At 74.7% G+C, this 17,924-nt stretch carries 16 protein-coding genes; 11 read left to right on the forward strand and 5 right to left on the reverse strand.

Features of this window, described 5'->3' with window-relative positions:
- From CBZ_RS21655 to CBZ_RS02755, 7 genes are all read left to right on the forward strand, one after another.
- Positions 1 to 786: FHA domain-containing protein (locus CBZ_RS21655; RefSeq protein WP_246012995.1), on the forward strand; the 786-nt coding region annotated here is incomplete at its 5' end.
- 127 nt (positions 787 to 913) lie between these two features.
- Positions 914 to 2,341 (forward strand): hypothetical protein, encoded by a 1,428-nt coding sequence (locus CBZ_RS02730; RefSeq protein WP_130780072.1) that lies wholly within the window; start codon positions 914 to 916, stop codon positions 2,339 to 2,341.
- An 85-nt stretch (positions 2,342 to 2,426) separates the two neighbouring features.
- Positions 2,427 to 3,938: an outer membrane protein assembly factor BamB family protein gene (locus CBZ_RS02735; RefSeq protein WP_130780073.1), complete on the forward strand. Its 1,512-nt coding sequence runs from the start codon at positions 2,427 to 2,429 to the stop codon at positions 3,936 to 3,938.
- A 207-nt stretch (positions 3,939 to 4,145) separates the two neighbouring features.
- Entirely contained in the window at positions 4,146 to 5,891 is a 1,746-nt protein-coding gene (gene leuA, locus CBZ_RS02740; protein WP_130780074.1) for a 2-isopropylmalate synthase, read from the forward strand.
- A gap of 106 nt (positions 5,892 to 5,997) precedes the next feature.
- Positions 5,998 to 6,729 carry a DNA repair protein RecO gene (gene recO, locus CBZ_RS02745; protein WP_130780075.1) on the forward strand — a complete coding sequence of 244 codons (732 nt, stop codon included), beginning with the start codon at positions 5,998 to 6,000 and terminating at the stop codon, positions 6,727 to 6,729.
- A 180-nt stretch (positions 6,730 to 6,909) separates the two neighbouring features.
- On the forward strand, positions 6,910 to 7,701 hold the full coding sequence (locus CBZ_RS02750; protein ID WP_130780076.1) for an isoprenyl transferase: 792 nt from the start codon (positions 6,910 to 6,912) through the stop codon (positions 7,699 to 7,701).
- 76 nt (positions 7,702 to 7,777) lie between these two features.
- Positions 7,778 to 8,146 (forward strand): VOC family protein, encoded by a 369-nt coding sequence (locus tag CBZ_RS02755; RefSeq protein WP_130780077.1) that lies wholly within the window; start codon positions 7,778 to 7,780, stop codon positions 8,144 to 8,146.
- Between the two features lie 5 nt (positions 8,147 to 8,151).
- On the opposite strand, the gene CBZ_RS02760 is transcribed toward CBZ_RS02755, so the two are convergent.
- From CBZ_RS02760 to CBZ_RS02775, 4 genes are read right to left on the reverse strand one after another with little or no spacing between them, the layout of a single operon-like run.
- The gene (locus tag CBZ_RS02760; RefSeq protein WP_130780078.1) at positions 8,152 to 8,739 is read right to left on the reverse strand and encodes a DedA family protein; all 588 of its coding nucleotides are present in this window, start codon (positions 8,737 to 8,739) and stop codon (positions 8,152 to 8,154) included.
- Between the two features lie 22 nt (positions 8,740 to 8,761).
- Entirely contained in the window at positions 8,762 to 9,733 is a 972-nt protein-coding gene (locus CBZ_RS02765; protein WP_130780079.1) for a metal ABC transporter permease, read from the reverse strand.
- Complete coding sequence (locus tag CBZ_RS02770; protein ID WP_130780080.1) at positions 9,730 to 10,521, reverse strand: metal ABC transporter ATP-binding protein; 792 nt, start codon at positions 10,519 to 10,521, stop codon at positions 9,730 to 9,732. The genes CBZ_RS02765 and CBZ_RS02770 overlap by 4 nt, the downstream gene beginning before the upstream one ends.
- On the reverse strand, positions 10,518 to 11,480 hold the full coding sequence (locus CBZ_RS02775) for a metal ABC transporter substrate-binding protein (RefSeq protein WP_130780081.1): 963 nt from the start codon (positions 11,478 to 11,480) through the stop codon (positions 10,518 to 10,520). Before CBZ_RS02775 ends, CBZ_RS02770 begins: the two co-directional genes overlap by 4 nt.
- Before the next feature lie 160 nt (positions 11,481 to 11,640).
- Here CBZ_RS02775 and CBZ_RS02780 point away from each other — a divergent pair, with 160 nt between their 5' ends.
- From CBZ_RS02780 to CBZ_RS02790, 3 genes are all read left to right on the forward strand, one after another.
- A complete protein-coding gene (locus CBZ_RS02780) occupies positions 11,641 to 13,026 on the forward strand; it encodes a glycine--tRNA ligase (protein ID WP_130780082.1) in 1,386 nt (461 codons plus the stop codon).
- A gap of 68 nt (positions 13,027 to 13,094) precedes the next feature.
- On the forward strand, positions 13,095 to 14,288 hold the full coding sequence (gene dusB, locus CBZ_RS02785; protein WP_130780083.1) for a tRNA dihydrouridine synthase DusB: 1,194 nt from the start codon (positions 13,095 to 13,097) through the stop codon (positions 14,286 to 14,288).
- A gap of 48 nt (positions 14,289 to 14,336) precedes the next feature.
- Positions 14,337 to 15,485, forward strand: coding sequence for a GNAT family N-acetyltransferase (locus tag CBZ_RS02790; RefSeq protein ID WP_130780084.1), 1,149 nt, complete (start codon positions 14,337 to 14,339; stop codon positions 15,483 to 15,485).
- On the opposite strand, the gene CBZ_RS02795 is transcribed toward CBZ_RS02790, so the two are convergent.
- Positions 15,450 to 16,355 (reverse strand): carbohydrate kinase family protein, encoded by a 906-nt coding sequence (locus CBZ_RS02795; protein ID WP_130780085.1) that lies wholly within the window; start codon positions 16,353 to 16,355, stop codon positions 15,450 to 15,452. The genes CBZ_RS02790 and CBZ_RS02795 overlap by 36 nt on opposite strands.
- A gap of 89 nt (positions 16,356 to 16,444) precedes the next feature.
- Between CBZ_RS02795 and CBZ_RS02800 the strand changes: the two genes are divergently transcribed.
- Positions 16,445 to 17,908 carry an alpha-amylase gene (locus CBZ_RS02800; protein WP_130780086.1) on the forward strand — a complete coding sequence of 488 codons (1,464 nt, stop codon included), beginning with the start codon at positions 16,445 to 16,447 and terminating at the stop codon, positions 17,906 to 17,908.
- Positions 17,909 to 17,924: the final 16 nt, after the last annotated feature.

Here is a 17,924-nt window from a genome sequence, read left to right on the forward strand (position 1 = left end):
CGCACGGCCTTCGCGGCGGCGCCCGACGACCACGACCGCGGCAGGCGCGTGCGCGACGGCGACCCGCTCGACGTCGCCCCCGACGGGGCGCCGCAGCCGTCCGCCGCGGAGCCGCCGACCGTGACGTCGCCCGTGCGGGTGCCGCGCTGGGCCGCGGGCGACACGTCGACGTCCTCCGGCACGCAGGAGCTCTCCACCTGGTTCGACGAGCAGGCCGGACCGGGCCTCGTCCTCGCGCCGCTCGCCCCGACGCGCAGCGGACCCGACCTCGACACGCGCGCCCTGCCGATCGTCCGCGCGACCCCGCCGGTCCCCGCCGCCCCGCCGGTCGTCGGCCCGCCGCCCGCGGGGTCGGCCGGTCTGGACCCCGAGCTCGAGCTCACCCGCCCCGTGCGGGCCCGCGTCGACCTCGTCCCGGAGCCCCCGCCCACGTCGGTCGAGCGTGCGACGGCGCTCGTCGAGCTCAGCGACGGCCGGCGGCTGACCGTCGAGCGGACCGCGCTCGTCGGCCGCAACCCGGCCGCGGCGTCACCCGTGCAGCTCATCCGGGTGGTCGACCCGACCCGGTCGGTGTCGAAGACGCACCTGCAGATCGGCGTCGAGCCGGGCGGCGTGTGGGTCGCGGACCGTGGGTCGACCAACGGCACCGTGGTGACGCTGCCCGACGGCGCCCAGATCGTCTGCCAGGTCGACCACCAGGTGCGGCTCCGGGTGGGGGCGACGGTCGTGTTCGGCGACTGCTGGATCCGCCTCGTCCGTGCCCCGGGGATCCCCGGCGTGTCCTAGAGCCCGTCGAGCACGCTCTTCGCCGACGCGGCAGCGGGCGTCCCAGAACGACGCTGCCGAACCCTCACCCGAGGTCGTCGACAGGCTCTAGGGTCGAAGCATGGCGGGCAGGCGCTCGGCTGCACGGATGCAGCTGGTCGAGGTGGACGAGTCGCCCGCGCCGCCGACCGCCCCCGCAGGACACGACAACGCGGTCGTTCCCCCCTCGGAGGCGGTCTCCGTCGCCCGGCCGACGCTCGCCGGCGTCGCGCGCCGGTGGTGGCCGCTGGCGGCCGTCGTGGTCGTCGCGGTGGCCGGCGCGGTCGTCGTGGGCGTCGCGCGCGACCGCGCGTTCGTGGCCCGCATCGACGCCGTGCCGGGCCTGGTGCACCCGCTCGGTGCGGCCCCCTCGGTGCGGTGGCAGGCGCCCGCCGCACCGCACGGCGGTGCCGTCGTCGCGGCGGGCGACGCGCTGGTCCTCGTGTCCGCGCAGTCCGAGCGGTGGCGTGTGACGGCGCACGCGGTGTCCGACGGCGCGGTGCGGTGGTCGCTGGACGTGGCGCCCGTGCAGCGGTCCGGCTTCGAGAGCAGTCTCGTGCGGTGCCCGTCGTCGGGCGAGGACGTGGGGTCGACCGTGCTGTGCCTGGTGACGGAGCCGCGGGTCGTGTACTCGGACGACGCGTCGATCGACGAGCCCGCGCACACCCGGGTCGTCGCGCTCGACGCCGCCCGCGGGACCGAGCTCGGCACGTGGGAGGTGACCGACGAGCTGATCGCCGCCGACCGTGTGGGGGACGACCTGGTCGTCGTCACCCTCGACCGGGAGGGGCACGCGGTCGCCGAGCGTCGGGCCGGGCGCACCGGCGAGGTCGACTGGACGTTCCGCACGCCCGAGGTGCTGGAGTCGGCCGTCCTGAGCCGCTCGGTCGACGCCTGGACCGCGCGCGGCGTGGTCGCCGTCAAGGGCTTCGTCACCTACGTCCTCGACGCGGACGACGGGGAGACGTTGGTCGTGGGCGCCCCGTACCGCAACCTGGAGGTCGTCGCGCTCGACGACGGGTTCGCGACGTGGGCGTTGGTCGGCGCGGGGCACGTGCACGCGCCGGACGGGACCGAGCGGTTCGCTGTCGCCGGCCTCCCTGCCCGGGTGCGGCTCGACGACGGGACCGCGGACGACGTGCTGGTGGTCGACGACGGGGGGCGGCTGCAGGGGTTCTCGTCCGCGTCGGGCGAGGCCCTGTGGACGACCGAGACGATGCTCGACGCCCGGGTGCGCGTCTCCGACCGGGTGCTGGTGTCCGGGCTGACGCGGTTCGGCGTCCTCGACCCGCACGACGGCCGGCTCCTGTGGGTGTCCGACGCAGGCGACCCCGTCCCGTGGCAGCCGCTCTCGGACGGTGCGCTGGTCCTTGCGCCCGCGTTCACGCCCGACGGGCGCCCACAGCTCGCGGGTCTGGGGCTCGACGACGGGGTGCGCTTCTGGGCGGTGGACCTGCCGACGGGTGTGCAGGGCGTCGACGGGGTGGGTGGCCTCCTCGTGGTCCGCACGGCCGACGAGGCCGTCGTCCTGGGCTGAGGCACGGCCCGGCGCGAGCGCCCGCCCGGCCCGCCGTCCGGACCCAGGCCCGACCCTCCGCGTCGGGCAGGTCTACCCTCGGCTCATGGGGGCTGCCGCACCCGGCCCTGCGCTGCAGCGCGTCCCTCTCGACGAGGTCGACGAGGCGAACGCCGGCCGGGGCGCGCGCCCGCGCACGGCGGTGCAGAACGCGGCCCGGGTCGCGGGCGCGTGGTCGGGCTGGCACGCACGCAGCCCGTCACGTGCGGTCGCGCTGCTGGTCGGTGCGCTCGCGCTGGTCGTGGGGCTGGCGGTCGCGACGCCCGCGGCGGTCGCGGCGTACGAGCGGTCGACCGTGCTGCGGCCGGCGGCGTTCGACGGTGCGATCAGGTACGCGGGCGCGGAGCCCGCGGTCCGGTGGACGACGCCGGTCGACACCGCGGTCGCGCCCCTGCTCGCGGGGGACACGCTCGTCGTCGCGACGGGCACGGGCCCGCACGACCGGTCGCTCACGGGCCTCGACGTCGTCACGGGCGCGGTGCGGTGGACGGTGCCCCTCGGCTCGTCGCCGCCCGCGCAGGACGTGCGCTGCCTGCTGGTGGCCGAGCGCGTCGCCTGCACGGTGGGCGCGGAGGCCGGCACGGGGCGCGCGGCGGTCCGGTCCCGGGCGGAGCCGCCCGGTCCGGTGCCGGCGGCGCGCCTGCTGCTCGTCGACCCGCGCACGGGGGCTGTCCTGCACCGCGGGGCGACCCCGGGGAACGTCGTGTCGGTCGCGACGGCCGACGGGCTCGGGGGCGACGTGGTGCTGGCGGCGATCGCGCACGACGTCCTGACGATCCGGCGGGTCGAGCCGGAGACCGGGCGGCTGCGGTGGGAGGCGCGGCGGCCGTCGGCGTTCCCGGCGTCCCCGACGTCGCGCGTGCACCTGCAGGTCGGCGGCGGGCTGGTCGTGGCGACGGCCGAGGGGAGCACGATCGTCGTGCGGGCCGCCGACGGGACGCGCGTCCCGCCGCCGTCGGACGCGGTGGGCACGGACGAGACGTTCCTGCGGTCCGACGGCACACTCGTGCGCACGCGCTACCGGCTGCACACCGTCGGCGTCGACGTCGTCTCGGAGCTCTCGGACGGGTCGGGAGACCCGTGGCTCACCGTGCGCGGCGTGCCGGTGGAGCCCGCGGTGTCCGACGGGGCGTCGGGCCTGGTCTTCACGTCGAGCACGCTCGCGGGCGGCCCGCTGGCGGGGCGGGTGCGCGCGTACCTGCCGGACCGGCCCGACGCGGTGTGGCACGCGCTGACGCCGTCGCGGGAGATCGCGGCGGACGTCGCGGGCCGGGTCGTGCTGCGGGCGGCGGGGGCGCTCGTCGGGCTCGACGCCGGGTCGGGGGAGACGGTGTGGCGACGCACCTTCGGGCTCGGGATGGGGTCGGTCTTCTCCGACGGGCGGCTCGTCGTGGTGCAGCGGACCACCCCGGACGACGGCGCGGTGCTGCTCGCGCTCGACCTGGTCGACGGGCGGACGCGGTGGGTCGCGGACCTGCCGCACGACACGCGCACGGTCGTGCGGCTGGGCTCGCACCTGTACGCGATGACGGAGGACGCGCTGGCCGCGCTGCGGTGACGGGCGTCGGCGGACGCGCCCCGCCGTCGGTGGCGTCCGGGTCGCGGAGCGTTTGCGAGGCCCCGGTGCGGTGGGGGTAGTGTGACGGCGTGCTCGGAAGCACCCTCCTCCTTCGTTGCCGCGGCGAGGCCCTGTAGAGGCCGCATCCTCGTCGCGGTGTCCCGTGCGCCGGCCGCCAGCCGCACCGCCACGAAGGAGCATCACCCCATGAGCTATCTCGAGACGAGCCCCCAGCAGCCGTCGCCCATGCCGGTCCACAAGTACCGGCCGTTCCACGAGCAGTTCCGTGTCGACCTGCCGGACCGCACGTGGCCGGAGCGCCGCATCTCGCAGGCGCCCCGCTGGTGCGCGGTGGACCTGCGCGACGGCAACCAGGCCCTCATCGAGCCGATGAGCCCCGCGCGCAAGCTCGAGATGTTCGAGCTGCTGGTGCAGATGGGCTTCAAGGAGATCGAGGTCGGCTTCCCCTCGGCGTCGCAGACGGACTTCGACTTCGTCCGGATGCTCATCGAGGACGGGCGCATCCCCGACGACGTCGTCATCCAGGTGCTCACGCAGGCACGCGAGCACCTGATCGAGCGGACGTACGAGGCGATCGCGGGGGCCAAGCAGGCGATCGTCCACCTGTACAACTCGACGTCGACGCTGCAGCGCGAGGTCGTGTTCCGGTCCGACGAGGACGGCATCGTCGACATCGCGGTGTCGGGCGCCCGGTTCTGCAAGAAGTACGAGGAGCTCGTGCCGGACACCGAGGTGTTCTACGAGTACAGCCCCGAGTCGTACACCGGGACGGAGCTCGAGTTCGCGGTGCGGATCTGCAACGCGGTGCTCGACGAGCTGGGCCCGACCCCCGACAAGAAGGTCATCGTCAACCTGCCGGCGACGGTCGAGATGGCGACGCCCAACGTCTACGCGGACTCGATCGAGTGGATGAGCCGGAACCTGCGGCACCGCGAGAACGTCGTCCTGTCGCTGCACCCGCACAACGACCGCGGCACGGCCGTCGCGGCGGCCGAGCTCGGCTACCTGGCCGGCGCGGACCGCATCGAGGGCTGCCTGTTCGGCAACGGCGAGCGGACCGGCAACGTGTGCCTGGTGACGCTCGGCATGAACCTGTTCAGCCAGGGCATCGACCCGCAGCTCGACTTCTCCGACATCGACCACGTCCGCCGGACCGTCGAGCGCTGCAACCAGCTGCCCGTCCCCGAGCGGCACCCGTACGGCGGCGACCTGGTCTTCACGGCCTTCTCCGGCTCGCACCAGGACGCCATCAAGAAGGGCCTCACGGCCATGGAGGCGACGGCCGCGCGCGAGCACAAGGCCGTCGACGACCTCGTCTGGGCCGTCCCGTACCTGCCGATCGACCCGAAGGACGTCGGCCGCTCGTACGAGGCGATCATCCGCGTGAACTCGCAGTCCGGGAAGGGCGGCATCAGCTACCTGATGAAGTCCGAGAAGGACCTCGACCTGCCGCGCCGCCTGCAGATCGAGTTCTCGCAGGTCGTGCAGAAGCACACCGACGAGCACGGCACCGAGGTCACGGCCGACGAGCTGTGGCGGATCTTCGAGGACGAGTACCTGCCCGTCGAGCCCGGTTCGGCGACGCCGCCGTGGGGGCGCCTCAAGCTGCGCGGCACGCGCGCGACGAGCTCCGAGGACGGGCCCGACTCGCTCGTCGTCGACCTCGTCGACCGCGGCGAGGTCGGCACGCACGAGGGGTCCGGCAACGGGCCGGTCGCGGCGTTCGTCGACGTGCTGCGCGGGATCGGCGTCGACGTCGCGGTGCTCGACTACGCGGAGCACGCGCTCTCGGCCGGCGGCGACGCGTCGGCCGCGGCCTACGTCGAGTGCGCGATCGGCGACCAGATCCTGTGGGGCGTCGGCATCGACCCGTCGATCACGACCGCGTCGCTCAAGGCGATCATCTCGGCCGTCAACCGGCACGAGCGCTGAGCAGCACCCGCGCGCGGGCCGCGCGCGAGCACCACGAGCAGGGCCGTCCGGCGCGTCCGGGCGGCCCTGCGCCGTGCGTGTCGGACCCGCGGGGGAGAATGGGCGCGTGAGCCTCTACCGCGACGAGGCGATCGTGCTGCGCACCCACAAGCTCGGTGAGGCCGACCGCATCGTCACCCTCCTGACCCGATCGCACGGCAAGGTGCGCGCGGTCGGCAAGGGCGTGCGCCGGACGTCGTCGCGGTTCGGCTCGCGGCTGGAGCCGTTCATGCACGTCGACGTCCAGCTCTCGACGGGACGGTCGCTCGACATCGTCACGCAGGCGGAGACCCTCGGCGCGTACGGGCGGCCGGTGTGCGAGGACTACACGCTCTACACCGCGGGCACGGTCATGCTCGAGACGGCCGAGCGGCTCGTCGAGGCCGAGCACGAGCCCGCGCTGCAGCAGTACTGGCTGCTCGTCGGCGCGGTGCGGGCCCTCGCGACGCGTGAGCACGCGCCCGGACTCGTCCTCGACTCCTACCTGCTGCGTGCGCTCGCCGTCGCGGGGTGGGCGCCGAGCTTCACGGACTGCGCGCGCTGCGGCGAGCCCGGGCCGCACCACGCGTTCGCGGTCGCGTCGGGCGGCGCGGTCTGCACGGCGTGCCGTCCGCCCGGTGCCGCCGCGCCCGCACCGGAGACGTTCGCGCTGCTCGCAGCCCTGCTCGCGGGGGACTGGCCCGTCGCGGACGCGAGCGCCGAGCGGCACCGCGGCGAGGGCAACGGGCTGGTCGCCGCGTTCTGCCAGTTCCACCTGGAGCGCCAGCTCCGCTCGCTGCCGATGGTCGAACGCGTCTGACGGCGGTGGCCCCGTCCGTCCCGCCTGGCGGGCACGGAGTCGGGTCGTCGCACCCGGCGGCCCGGGTGTGCCCGCGCGTGCTCCAGACCCCGAAGGCCGGTTGTGCCGGACCCGTGCGCCCCGCGGTCGGACGTCGTGACGCCGGACCGCCGCACCCGCGGGGGCGGGCAGAATGTGCGCGTGCCGAACCCCGTGCAGCCCCCGTACCCGCACCCGTCGGGTGCCGTCGCCCCGGTGATCCCGAAGCAGTTCGTGCCCAAGCACGTCGCGGTCGTCATGGACGGCAACGGGCGGTGGGCCAACGCGCGCGGGCTGCCGCGCACCGAGGGGCACCGGGCGGGCGAGGCGTCGCTGCTCGACGTCGTCGCGGGGGCGATCGAGGTCGGCGTCGAGTACGTCAGCGCGTACGCGTTCTCGACGGAGAACTGGTCCCGCTCGCCCGAGGAGGTGCGGTTCCTCATGGGCTTCAACCGCGACGTGCTGCGGCGTCGGCGCGACCTCATGAACTCGTGGGGCGTGCGCGTGCGCTGGGCCGGTCGGCGACCGCGGCTGTGGCGCTCGGTCATCGCGGAGCTCGAGGAGGCCGAGCAGCTCACGCGGGAGAACACCACGTGCACGCTGACGATGTGCGTGAACTACGGCGGCCGCGCGGAGATCGCCGACGCGGCGAAGGCGATCGCGCACGAGGTCGCAGCGGGGCGGCTCAAGCCGGACCGTGTGAACGAGAAGACGTTCGCGCGGTACCTCGACGAGCCGGACCTGCCGGACGTCGACCTGTTCCTGCGCTCGTCGGGCGAGCAGCGCACGTCGAACTTCCTGCTGTGGCAGGCGGCCTACGCAGAGCTCGTGTTCCTCGACGAGCCGTGGCCCGACGTCGACCGCCGGCACCTGTGGCGGGCGGTCGAGACGTACGCGCGTCGCGACCGGCGCTACGGGGGAGCGATCGACCGGCCGGGTGCGTCCGCGACCTGACCCGGGCGTCGCACGGCCACGGGCGCTGCCGCAGGGCCACCGCGGTCGTGTCGGTGCGGGCCGCTAGCCTGCGCGCATGACGCTGAGGCCCGCGATGATCACGTTCGACACGCTCGACGCCACCCGGCTCGCCGACTGGTGGGCCCGGCAGACGGGCGGGACGGTGCACGACGACAGCGACGGCTGGTACGTCATGGTCGCGCCGTCGGTGCCGGGCGGACCGACGCTGGCGTTCCAGAAGGTCGACGACCCGACGCCGGGCAAGAACCGGCTGCACGTCGACCTGGCCGCGGCGGACCGTGACGCCGAGGTCGAGCGGCTGCTGGGCGACGGTGCGGAGCTGGTCGCGCGGCACGAGCACGAGGGCTTCGCCTGGGTCGTGCTCGCCGACCCGGACGGCAACCAGTTCTGCGTGTCGCAGGAGCACGTGCCGGCGACAGCCTGAGGACGTCAGGCCGGCTCGTCCTCGGCGACGTGCCGGCCCGGGTGGGGCTCGGTGCCGTCGTCGGCGGCACGTCGCAGGAGGCGCCGTCGCACTGCCCAGCCGACGAGGAGGGCGACGACGGCGACGACGCCGAGCAGCGCGAGGGGTGAGCGGGCGAACAGCGCGAGGCCGGCCCACACGGCGCCGAACCCGACGGTCGCCCAGATGACCGCCCAGGCGACGGCGCCGGGGATCGACGCGAGCGTGAACCGCCCGTACGGCATCTTGATGAGCCCCGCGGAGGCGAACACGGCGGTCTGCACGCCGACCGTGAGGTAGGCGAGGGTCACGGCGATCGGTCCCCAGCGCCGTACGAGGTCGAGCCCGCGCTGTGCCGCCCGGGTGCTCGTCCACTGCTCGAGGTGCTCGATCATCGTGCGCCACCACGTGAAGCCGCGGTCGGAGTCGTGCACGACCTTGGCGCCGCGGGTGACGCCGCGGCCCGCCCAGTACGTCGCGTGCGACCGGGCGAGGACGATGAGGAAGAGGGCGACGACGGCGATCCCCAGCGGCAGGGTCGCGAGGCGGTAGGCCTCGAGCGGGTCGTCGTCCACGGGCCGATCCTAGGTGAGCAGGTCAGCGACCCCGGCCGTCACCGGGACCACCCGACGTCGGCGCGGTGGCGGCCGGCTCGTCGCGCACGTCGTCGACGATGAGCACGTCGTCGACCATGTCGGGGTGCGGGTCCTGCTCGGGCGCGCGACGTTGCAGCAGGGGCCGCAGGGCCGCCGCCGCCGCGTAGACGGCGATCGCGAGGACCACGATGGTCGCGCCCGGGGGGATGTCCTGCCAGTACGTGAGCACGAGGCCCGCGACGCTGACGACGACGCCGATGACGCTCGCGGCCGTCATGGTCCGGCCGAACGACCGCGCGTAGAGCTGCGCGATCGCGACGGGCACGATCATGAGCGCGCTGACGAGCAGCAGGCCGACGACGCGCATCGCGATGGTGACGGTGAGCGCCGCGATGGTCGCGACGAGCATCGACAGCAGCCGCACGGGCAGCCCGCTGGCGCGCGCGAACTCCTCGTCGTGGCTCACGGCGAACAGCGCGGTGCGCAGCCCGACGCCGACGCCGAGCACGAGTGCCGCCAGGGCGACGGTCCACCACAGGTCGGTCGTCGAGACGGTCGAGATGGAGCCGAACAGGTAGCTGATGAGGTTGGCGTTGGTGCCGCCCGCGATCTTGATGAGCAGCACGCCGCCCGCGATGCCGCCGTAGAACATGAGCGCGAGCGCGAGGTCGCCGCTGGTGCGCCCGCGCTCGCGCACGAGCTCGATGACGACCGAGCCGACGACGGCGGCGACGACGGCGCCGGGCACGGCGAGCGTGTCCTGCGGGACCAGTCCCGCCCACGAGCCGACGAGCCAGCCGAGCGCGACGCCGGTGAGTGCGACGTGCCCGATGCCGTCGCCCATGAGCGCCATCCGGCGCTGCACGAGGAACGTGCCGACGACGGGTGCGGCGGCGCCGACGAGGACCGCGGCGAGCAGCGCGCGCTGCATGAGCGACGAGGAGAGCATGTCGACGAGCAGGTCCCACGTCATGGGGTCACCTCCACGGTGATCGTGGGGCCCGTCGGTGGTGGCTCGGGGTCGGGGTGGGCGTGCGTGTGGTCGTGGTCGGCGTGCGCGTGCTCGCTGCGGGCGGCCGGGGGCGGGCCGTCGTGCGCGACGCGGCCGTGCCGCAGGACGACGGCGCGCTGGATGAGCCCGGCGAACGGGCCGAGCTCGTGCAGGATCACGACGACCGTCGTCCCGGCGGCGTGCAGCCGCGCGACGGTGTCGACGAACGTCGCCTGCGTCGGGATGTCGATGCCCGAGGTCGGCTCGTCGAGCACGAGCAGGTCGGGGTCGCGCACCAGGGCCCGGGCGATGAGGACGCGCTGCTGCTGCCCGCCGGACATCTCCTGCACGCGCTGGTGGGCGCGGTCGGCGAGCCCGACGGACGCGAGCGCGTCGAGGGTGCGGCGGCGGGCTCCGCGGTGGGCGCGCAGCCGGCGGCCGTGCAGGAGCCCCGACGTCACGACCTCGATCGCGGTCGCGGGCATGCCCGACGCGGCGGGCATGCGCTGCGGCACGTAGCCGATGCGGTCCCACGGCGCCGACGGCCCGAGCGGGGAGCCGAACAGCCGGACGGTCCCGGCGCTGGTCGGGACGACGCCGAGCAGCGCGCGCACGAGCGTCGACTTGCCGGACCCGTTGGCGCCGAGCAGGGCGAGCACCTGGCCGGGCTCGACGGTCAGGTCGACGCCGCACAGGATGCGGCGGCCGCCGAGCGTGACGTCGACGCCTGCCGCCTCGACGGCGGGCGTCGTGCTGGGGGTGGTGCTCACGAGCAGGACAATGCCACGCGCAGCGCGTCGAGGTTGGCCTCGGCGATCGAGAAGTAGTCCGCGTCGTCGGTGACGCCCTCGATGGGGTCGAGGACCGCGGTGCCGACGCCGAGGTCGGCGGCGAGCGTCTCGGCGACCTTGGGGCTGACGAGCGTCTCGAAGAAGATCGTCGTGACGCCCTCGTCGCGGACGACGTCGGACACCTCGGCGAGGCGGGCGGGCGACGGCTCGGCCTCGGGGTCGATGCCGGAGATGCCGACCTCCTCGAGGTCGTACCGGTCGGCGAGGTAGCCGAACGCGGTGTGCGACGTGACGAAGGTACGGATGCCGCACTCCGCGAGGCCGGTGCGGTACGCCTCGTCGAGCGCCGTGAAGCGCTCGGACAGGGCGGCGGCGTTGGCGGCGAACTCGTCGGCGCCGTCGGGGTCGAGCGCGGTGAGGTGCTCGGCGACCGCGTCGGCGACGGCGGGCATGCGGCTGGGGTCGAGCCAGAAGTGCGGGTCGAGGGAGCCGTGGTCGTGCTCCTCCTCGGCGTGCTCGTCCTCCGCGTGCTCGTCGTCCGCGTGGTCGTGCTCGTCGCCCTCGCCGGAGATGAGGGTCGTGACGTCGGCGGCGTCGAGGACGTCGGACGGCTCGGTCTGGGCGACGGCGTCGTCGACCGCGGCCTGGAAGCCCGAGAGGTAGACGACGAGGTCGGCGTCGGCGACGTGGGCGACCTGCGCGGGGGAGAGCTCGACGTCGTGCGGCTCGGCTCCGGGCGGGGTGAGCGACTCGACCTGGACGCGATCCCCGCCGACCTCCTGGGCGACCATCTGCAGGGGGTAGAACGAGGCGAGCACCTGGACGGTGCCGTCGTCGCCGGAGGTGCCGGACGCCGTCGCGCCGCAGCCGGCGAGCAGGACGGGCAGGGCGAGCGCGGGGGCGAGCAGCAGGGGGCGCCGGGGGCGGGCGAAGAGCATGACGATCATTCTCAGTATGACGAGAACGATTGTCAAAAACGCGGCGCGGCCGGACGGGTGTTCCCCGGTAGCCTGGGACACGTCTGCCGCGGCGTCCGCCGCGAGCCCCTCAGCCCGCGACACCCAGCCGCGGGCGTCACACGCACTGGAGTGATCGCACGTGGCCGCACCTTCCCGACTGGACTCCGTCGTCTCCCTGGCCAAGCGCCGGGGCTTCGTGTTCCCCAGCGGCGAGATCTACGGAGGCACGCGCTCCGCGTGGGACTACGGCCCGCTCGGCGTCGAGCTCAAGGAGAACATCAAGCGCCAGTGGTGGCGCGCGACCGTGCAGAGCCGCGAGGACATCGTCGGCCTCGACTCCTCCGTGATCCTGCCCCGCCAGGTGTGGGTCGCGTCGGGCCACGTCGGCGTCTTCACCGACCCGCTCACCGAGTGCCTGTCGTGCCACAAGCGGTTCCGCGAGGACCAGATGATCGACGAGTTCGAGGAGCGCAAGGGCCGCGCGCCCGAGGGCGGACTCGCCGAGATCGCGTGCCCGAGCTGCGGCACGCGCGGCCAGTGGACCGAGCCGCGCGACTTCAACATGATGCTCAAGACCTACCTCGGCCCCGTCGAGGACGAGTCCGGCCTGCACTACCTGCGGCCCGAGACCGCGCAGGGCATCTTCGTGAACTTCAAGAACGTCTACACCGCGGCCCGCATGCGCCCGCCGTTCGGCATCGGCCAGATCGGCAAGTCGTTCCGCAACGAGATCACGCCCGGCAACTTCATCTTCCGCACGCGCGAGTTCGAGCAGATGGAGATGGAGTTCTTCGTCGAGCCCGGCACCGACGAGACGTGGCACCAGTACTGGATCGACCAGCGCACCGACTGGTACGTCGACCTCGGCATCAGCCGCGAGAACCTGCGCCACTACGAGCACCCCGCCGAGAAGCTCTCGCACTACTCCAAGCGCACGGTCGACATCGAGTACCGGTTCGGGTTCCAGGGCAGCGAGTGGGGCGAGCTCGAGGGCATCGCCAACCGCACCGACTTCGACCTCGGCACCCACACCGAGCACTCGGGCCAGGACCTGTCGTTCTTCGACCAGGCCAAGAACGAGCGGTACGTGCCGTACGTCATCGAGCCCGCCGCGGGCCTGACCCGCTCGCTCATGGCGTTCCTCGTCGAGTCCTACACGGAGGACGAGGCGCCCAACACCAAGGGCGGCGTCGACAAGCGCGTCGTGCTCAAGCTCGACCCGCGCCTCGCGCCCGTCAAGGCCGCCGTGCTGCCGCTGTCCCGCAACGAGCAGCTCTCGCCCAAGGCCCGCGACCTCGCGGCCGAGCTGCGCCGCAACTGGAACGTCGACTTCGACGACGCCGGTGCCATCGGCCGCCGCTACCGCCGGCAGGACGAGATCGGCACGCCGTTCTGCATCACGGTCGACTTCGACACGCTCGACGACCAGGCCGTCACGATCCGGCACCGCGACGACATGACGCAGGAGCGCGTCGCGCTCGACAAGGTCACCTCCTACCTCGCGGGGCACCTCGTCGGCGCCTGACGCCGTCAGCCCGCCCGCCGGAGGCTCGTGACCCCAGGGTCCCGGGCCTCCGGTGCGACAATGGCCCGATGACCACGACGACACCCGCAGCTCCCGCGCGCCCTGCCGGCGCGGGTGCGGTGCTGCCGCCGCTGCGCATCGGGCCGATCACCGTCGACACCCCCGTCGTGCTCGCGCCGATGGCGGGCGTGACCAACGCAGCGTTCCGGCGCCTGTGCCGCGAGTCCGGCGCGGGCCTGTACGTCGCGGAGATGCTCACCAGCCGCGCGCTGGTCGAGCGCAGCCCGGAGTCGTTCCGGATCATCGCGTTCGAGCCCGACGAGGTGCCCCGCTCGGTGCAGGTCTACGGCGTGGACCCCGCGACCGTCGGCGCGGCGGTGCGGCTGCTCGTCGAGGAGGACCGCGCCGACCACGTGGACCTCAACTTCGGCTGCCCCGTGCCCAAGGTGACGCGGCGCGGCGGCGGTGCGGTGCTGCCGTGGAAGCGGGACCTGTTCACGGCGATCGTCCGGGCCGCCGTCGACGCGGCCCGCCCGTCCGGCGTCCCCGTGACGGTGAAGATGCGCAAGGGCATCGACGAGGACCACCTGACGTACGTCGAGGCGGGCCTGACGGCGCAGGACGCGGGCGTCGCCGCGGTCGCGCTGCACGGGCGCACGGCGGCCGACTACTACTCGGGCACCGCCGACTGGGACGCGATCGCGACGCTCAAGGAGGCCGTCACCGACATCCCCGTGCTCGGCAACGGCGACATCTGGTCCGCCGAGGACGCGCTCGCGATGGTCGAGCACACACGGTGCGACGGGGTCGTCGTGGGGCGCGGCTGCCAGGGACGGCCGTGGCTGTTCGCCGACCTCGCGGCGGCGTTCGCCGGGTCGGACGTCCGCATCCGCCCGGGCCTCGGCGAGGTCGCGCACGTCGTGCGGCGGCACGCCGAGCTCATGGTCGCCCACTTCGGCGAGGAGTCGAAGGCGCTGCGCGAGATGCGCAAGCACATGGCCTGGTACCTCAAGGGCTACGTCGTCGGCGGCGAGGCGCGGGCCGCGCTGGGGCTGGTCTCGACGATGGCCGAGCTCGACGACCGGCTCGCGGTGCTGGACCTCGACCAGCCCTACCCGGGCGAGGCCGCCGAGGGTCAGCGTGGCCGGGCGGGCTCGCCGAAGCGGCCGATCCTGCCCTACGGCTGGCTCGACTCGCGCGAGCTCTCCGAGGACTTCCGGCGCGACCTGCACGAGGCCGAGCTGAGCGTCTCGGGCGGCTGAGCCCCCGCTCGCCGTGACGCCGTGCCCTCCGTCCGGGACGCTGGGCGCATGGCTCCCTGGACCGTGCTCCGGGCACGGGTGCCCGCGACCCCCGACGCCCCCGACGCGTGGGCGGTGCAGGGCGCGTGCCGCACGCACGCCGCGGTGCACCGCGACCTGTACGGCCACGCGGACTCGGCGTGGCAGCCGCAGGAGCTGACGTCGCTGCTGCGGGCACGGCCGTACGAGCGGGTGGCGCTGCTCGTCGCGGTGCCGGCCGGGGCCGGCGGCAGCCCGGACGAGGTCGTGGGGGCGGCCGTGGTGTCGGTGCCGACGCAGGACAACCCGCACCTCGCGGAGGCGGAGCTGTGGGTGCGACCGGCCGACCAGGGCCGGGGGGCGGGCGGGCTGCTGGTCGACGCGGTCGAGGCCGAGGCCCGAGCCGAGGCGCGCCGGACGGTCATCGTCATGAGCTCGCACCGCGACCCGGGCGACGGCGTGCCGCAGCACCCGGCAGCCGGCGGGACGGGCGGCGTCCCCGCGGCGGACGGGGGCACCCGCCTGGCGCTCGCGCGCGGCTACGGGCTGTCTCAGGTCGAGCGTTTCAGCACGTTCGACCTGCCGCTGGGTCCCGCCCGCACGGCCGACGTCCGGCGCGCGCACGACGCGGCCGCGCGGGCGGCGGGACCCGACTACGCGCTGCTGGCGTGGACCGGGCCGACGCCCGAGGAGCACCTCGACCAGATGGCGGCGCTGCGCGCGCGGATGAGCACCGACGTGCCGACCGCGGACCTCGCGCTCGACGAGGAGCCGTGGGACGCCGAGCGGGTGCGCGCGCACGACCGCGAGACCGCGGACCAGGGGAAGGTCGCGGCGGTCGTCGCGGTGCGGCACGTGCCGTCCGGCGACCTCGTGGCGTTCACCGTCGTCGAGGGGCCGCGGACGCTGCCCGAGGTCGCGTACCAGCAGGACACGCTCGTCGTCGCCGGGCACCGGGGGCACCGGCTGGGGATGCTCGTCAAGACCGCGCAGCTGCTGCGCCTCGAGGCGCTGTGGCCCGAGCTGCGGCGGCTGCACACGTGGAACGCGCAGGAGAACGACCACATGCTGGCGATCAACGTCGCGCTGGGCTTCACGCCGACGGGTGTCATGGGGATGTGGCAGCGCGACCTGCCGGACGGGTCAGCGGGCGCGGACGGCGACGTGCTGCGCGAGTGACGCGACCGCTTCCGGGGTCACGAGCGCGCCGCCGACGCCCGGGCTGGTGACGGCGAGGGCCCCGGCGGCGGACGCCCGCGCGAGGGCCCGCGGGTGGGGGAGGCCGTCGAGCACGCCGTGCAGCAGCCCCGCGAGGAAGGCGTCGCCCGCCCCGTCGGCGTCCACGACCGCGTCGACCGGTGCCGCGGGCACCTCCCACCAGCCGCTGGCGTCGCGTGCGAGCGCACCCGCGGCGCCGGACGTGCACACGGCGAGGCGCGCACCGCGCCGGACCGCGGCGTCGAGGTAGGCGGCCGGGTCGGTGAGACGGTCGGCGCTGACGAGGAGCACGTCGGCGGCGTCGGCGAACGGCCGGGCGTGGGCGGCGGTGCCGTCGTCGTCGTGCACGTCGCACCACAGGGGGACGCCGGCCTCGCGCGCGGCGGCGAGCAGCGGGCGGCTGTGGTCGGCCAGGTCGACGACCGCGGCGGCGGCGGCGGCGAGGACGGCGCGCACGTCGACGGGGACGGGGTCGGCGGGTCGTTCCGGTGCGGGGAGGGTCAGGTAGAGCGAGAGGCGGGCGCCGTCGTCGGCGAGGAGGTTGACGTGCCGCTCGGTGCGGCCGTGCGCGGCGGGCTCGGCGAGCAGCGTCAGACGGGGGTGGTCGAGTGCCGCGCGGACCCGGCCGGCCTCGTCGTCGTCGCCGAGGACCGTGCGCAGCGTGACGTCGAGGCCGAGCGCGGCGAGCGTCCGTGCCTTGCCGGCGGACGTGCCGCCGAGCCCGTCGTGGTGCGCGCGGGCGAACAGCGTGGCGCTGCGGGGCTCGGGCAGGGCGGGCAGGCGGACGACGGTGTTCCACGAGGCGGGACCGTTGACGAGGACGCGCGGCACCTGGTCAGCGTAGGTCGTCGGCACCGCTAGGGTGAGGCGTTCCCGCAACTTGCTGCAACGTGTTGCAGCCTGCTGACCCGGTGGTGACGATGACGCACCCGACCTCACGCGCGCGCCGCGACCTGCGCGCCGCTGCCCTCGTGCTCGCCATCGCCGCGCCGCTCGCCGCGTGCTCGACCGGCCCGTCCGGCCCCGACCCCGACGCCCGCAGCGACGTCGGCGTCCAGCTCTTCCAGTGGACCTGGGACGCGATCGCGACCGAGTGCACCGAGCGCCTCGGCCCGGCCGGGTACGGGTGGGTGCTCACGTCACCGCCGCAGGAGCACGTGCTCGGCGAGCAGTGGTGGACGGCCTACCAGCCCGTCAGCCACCGGGTCGAGTCCCGGCTCGGCACCCGCGAGGAGTTCGCCGCGATGGTCGCGACCTGCCACGACGCGGGCGTGGACGTGTGGGCGGACGCCGTGCTCAACCACATGACGGGCCAGGACGACCCCGGCACCGGGTGGGCCGGCTCGACCTACGCCCATTACTCCTACCCGGACCTGTTCGCCGACGGCGACTTCCACCACTGCGGCCTGGCCGCCGGCGACGACATCCAGGACTACCAGGACGCCGCGCAGGTCCAGACGTGCGAGCTCGTCAACCTCGCGGACCTCGCGACCGAGACGCCCCGCGTGCGCGCGACCCTCACGGCCTACCTCGAGGACCTGCTGTCCCTCGGCGTCGACGGGCTCCGCATCGACGCCGCCAAGCACATGGCGCCCGCCGACGTCGCGGCGGTCCTCGCCCCGCTGCCCGAGGGCACCGGGGTCGTGCAGGAGGTCATCCGCGGTGCGGGCGAGCCGGTCACCCCCGAGCAGTACCTCGGCAACGGCCCCGTCTTCGAGTTCGCGTACGCCGACGGCCTGGCGGGTACGCTCGGCGGCGGGTCGCCGTCGGTCGCGCTCGACCTCGGCACCGGCCCCGGCTTCGTGCCGTCGGACGACGCCTACGTCTTCGTCGACAACCACGACACCGAGCGCAACGGCTCGACGCTCTCGTCCGCCGACGGCGTGACGTACGCGCTCGCGAACGTCCTCATGCTCGCCGGCACGTACGGCACGCCGACCGTCTACTCGGGGTACGCGTTCAGCGACCGCGACGCCGGACCCGCGCAGGACGCCGACGGGAACGTGCTCGACGCGACCTGCGACGACGCCCCCGGACCCGCCGCCGCACCGGCCGACGGCACGTGGGTGTGCCAGCACCGCTGGCCGCAGGTCGAGGCGATGGTCCGGTTCCGGGCCGTCGCCGGCGACGCCCCGCTCGTCGACGTCTGGTCGCAGGGCGACGCGGTCGCGCTCGGGCGCGGCGAGCGCGGCCTGGTCGTGGTCAACGCGGGCGACGAGGTGCTGCGCACGACGCTCGCGACCCACCTGCCCGACGGCGAGTACTGCGACGTGCTCGCACCCGAGCCGGACGGGTGCGCCGTGGCCCGCGTGGACGACGGGCGCGTCACCGTCGAGGTCCCGGCGGGAGGTGCCTCGGCCTGGCACGTCGGCCGGATATCCTGACGCCCGTCCACGCCGA

The sequence above is a fragment of the Cellulomonas biazotea genome, from assembly GCF_004306155.1.
Classification (GTDB): domain Bacteria; phylum Actinomycetota; class Actinomycetes; order Actinomycetales; family Cellulomonadaceae; genus Cellulomonas; species Cellulomonas biazotea.

What these genes read in the sequence shown, in the direction of transcription:
- CBZ_RS02800 (WP_130780086.1), top strand. Translation starts at nt 16,445, where the DNA reads ATGACGCACCCGACCTCACGCGCGCGCCGCGACCTGCGCGCCGCTGCC.
- dusB (WP_130780083.1), top strand. Translation starts at nt 13,095, where the DNA reads ATGACCACGACGACACCCGCAGCTCCCGCGCGCCCTGCCGGCGCGGGT.
- CBZ_RS02735 (WP_130780073.1), top strand. Translation starts at nt 2,427, where the DNA reads ATGGGGGCTGCCGCACCCGGCCCTGCGCTGCAGCGCGTCCCTCTCGAC.
- CBZ_RS02730 (WP_130780072.1), top strand. Translation starts at nt 914, where the DNA reads ATGCAGCTGGTCGAGGTGGACGAGTCGCCCGCGCCGCCGACCGCCCCC.
- CBZ_RS02775 (WP_130780081.1), bottom strand. Translation starts at nt 11,480, where the DNA reads ATGCTCTTCGCCCGCCCCCGGCGCCCCCTGCTGCTCGCCCCCGCGCTC.
- CBZ_RS02765 (WP_130780079.1), bottom strand. Translation starts at nt 9,733, where the DNA reads ATGACGTGGGACCTGCTCGTCGACATGCTCTCCTCGTCGCTCATGCAG.
- leuA (WP_130780074.1), top strand. Translation starts at nt 4,146, where the DNA reads ATGAGCTATCTCGAGACGAGCCCCCAGCAGCCGTCGCCCATGCCGGTC.
- CBZ_RS02790 (WP_130780084.1), top strand. Translation starts at nt 14,337, where the DNA reads ATGGCTCCCTGGACCGTGCTCCGGGCACGGGTGCCCGCGACCCCCGAC.
- CBZ_RS02755 (WP_130780077.1), top strand. Translation starts at nt 7,778, where the DNA reads ATGACGCTGAGGCCCGCGATGATCACGTTCGACACGCTCGACGCCACC.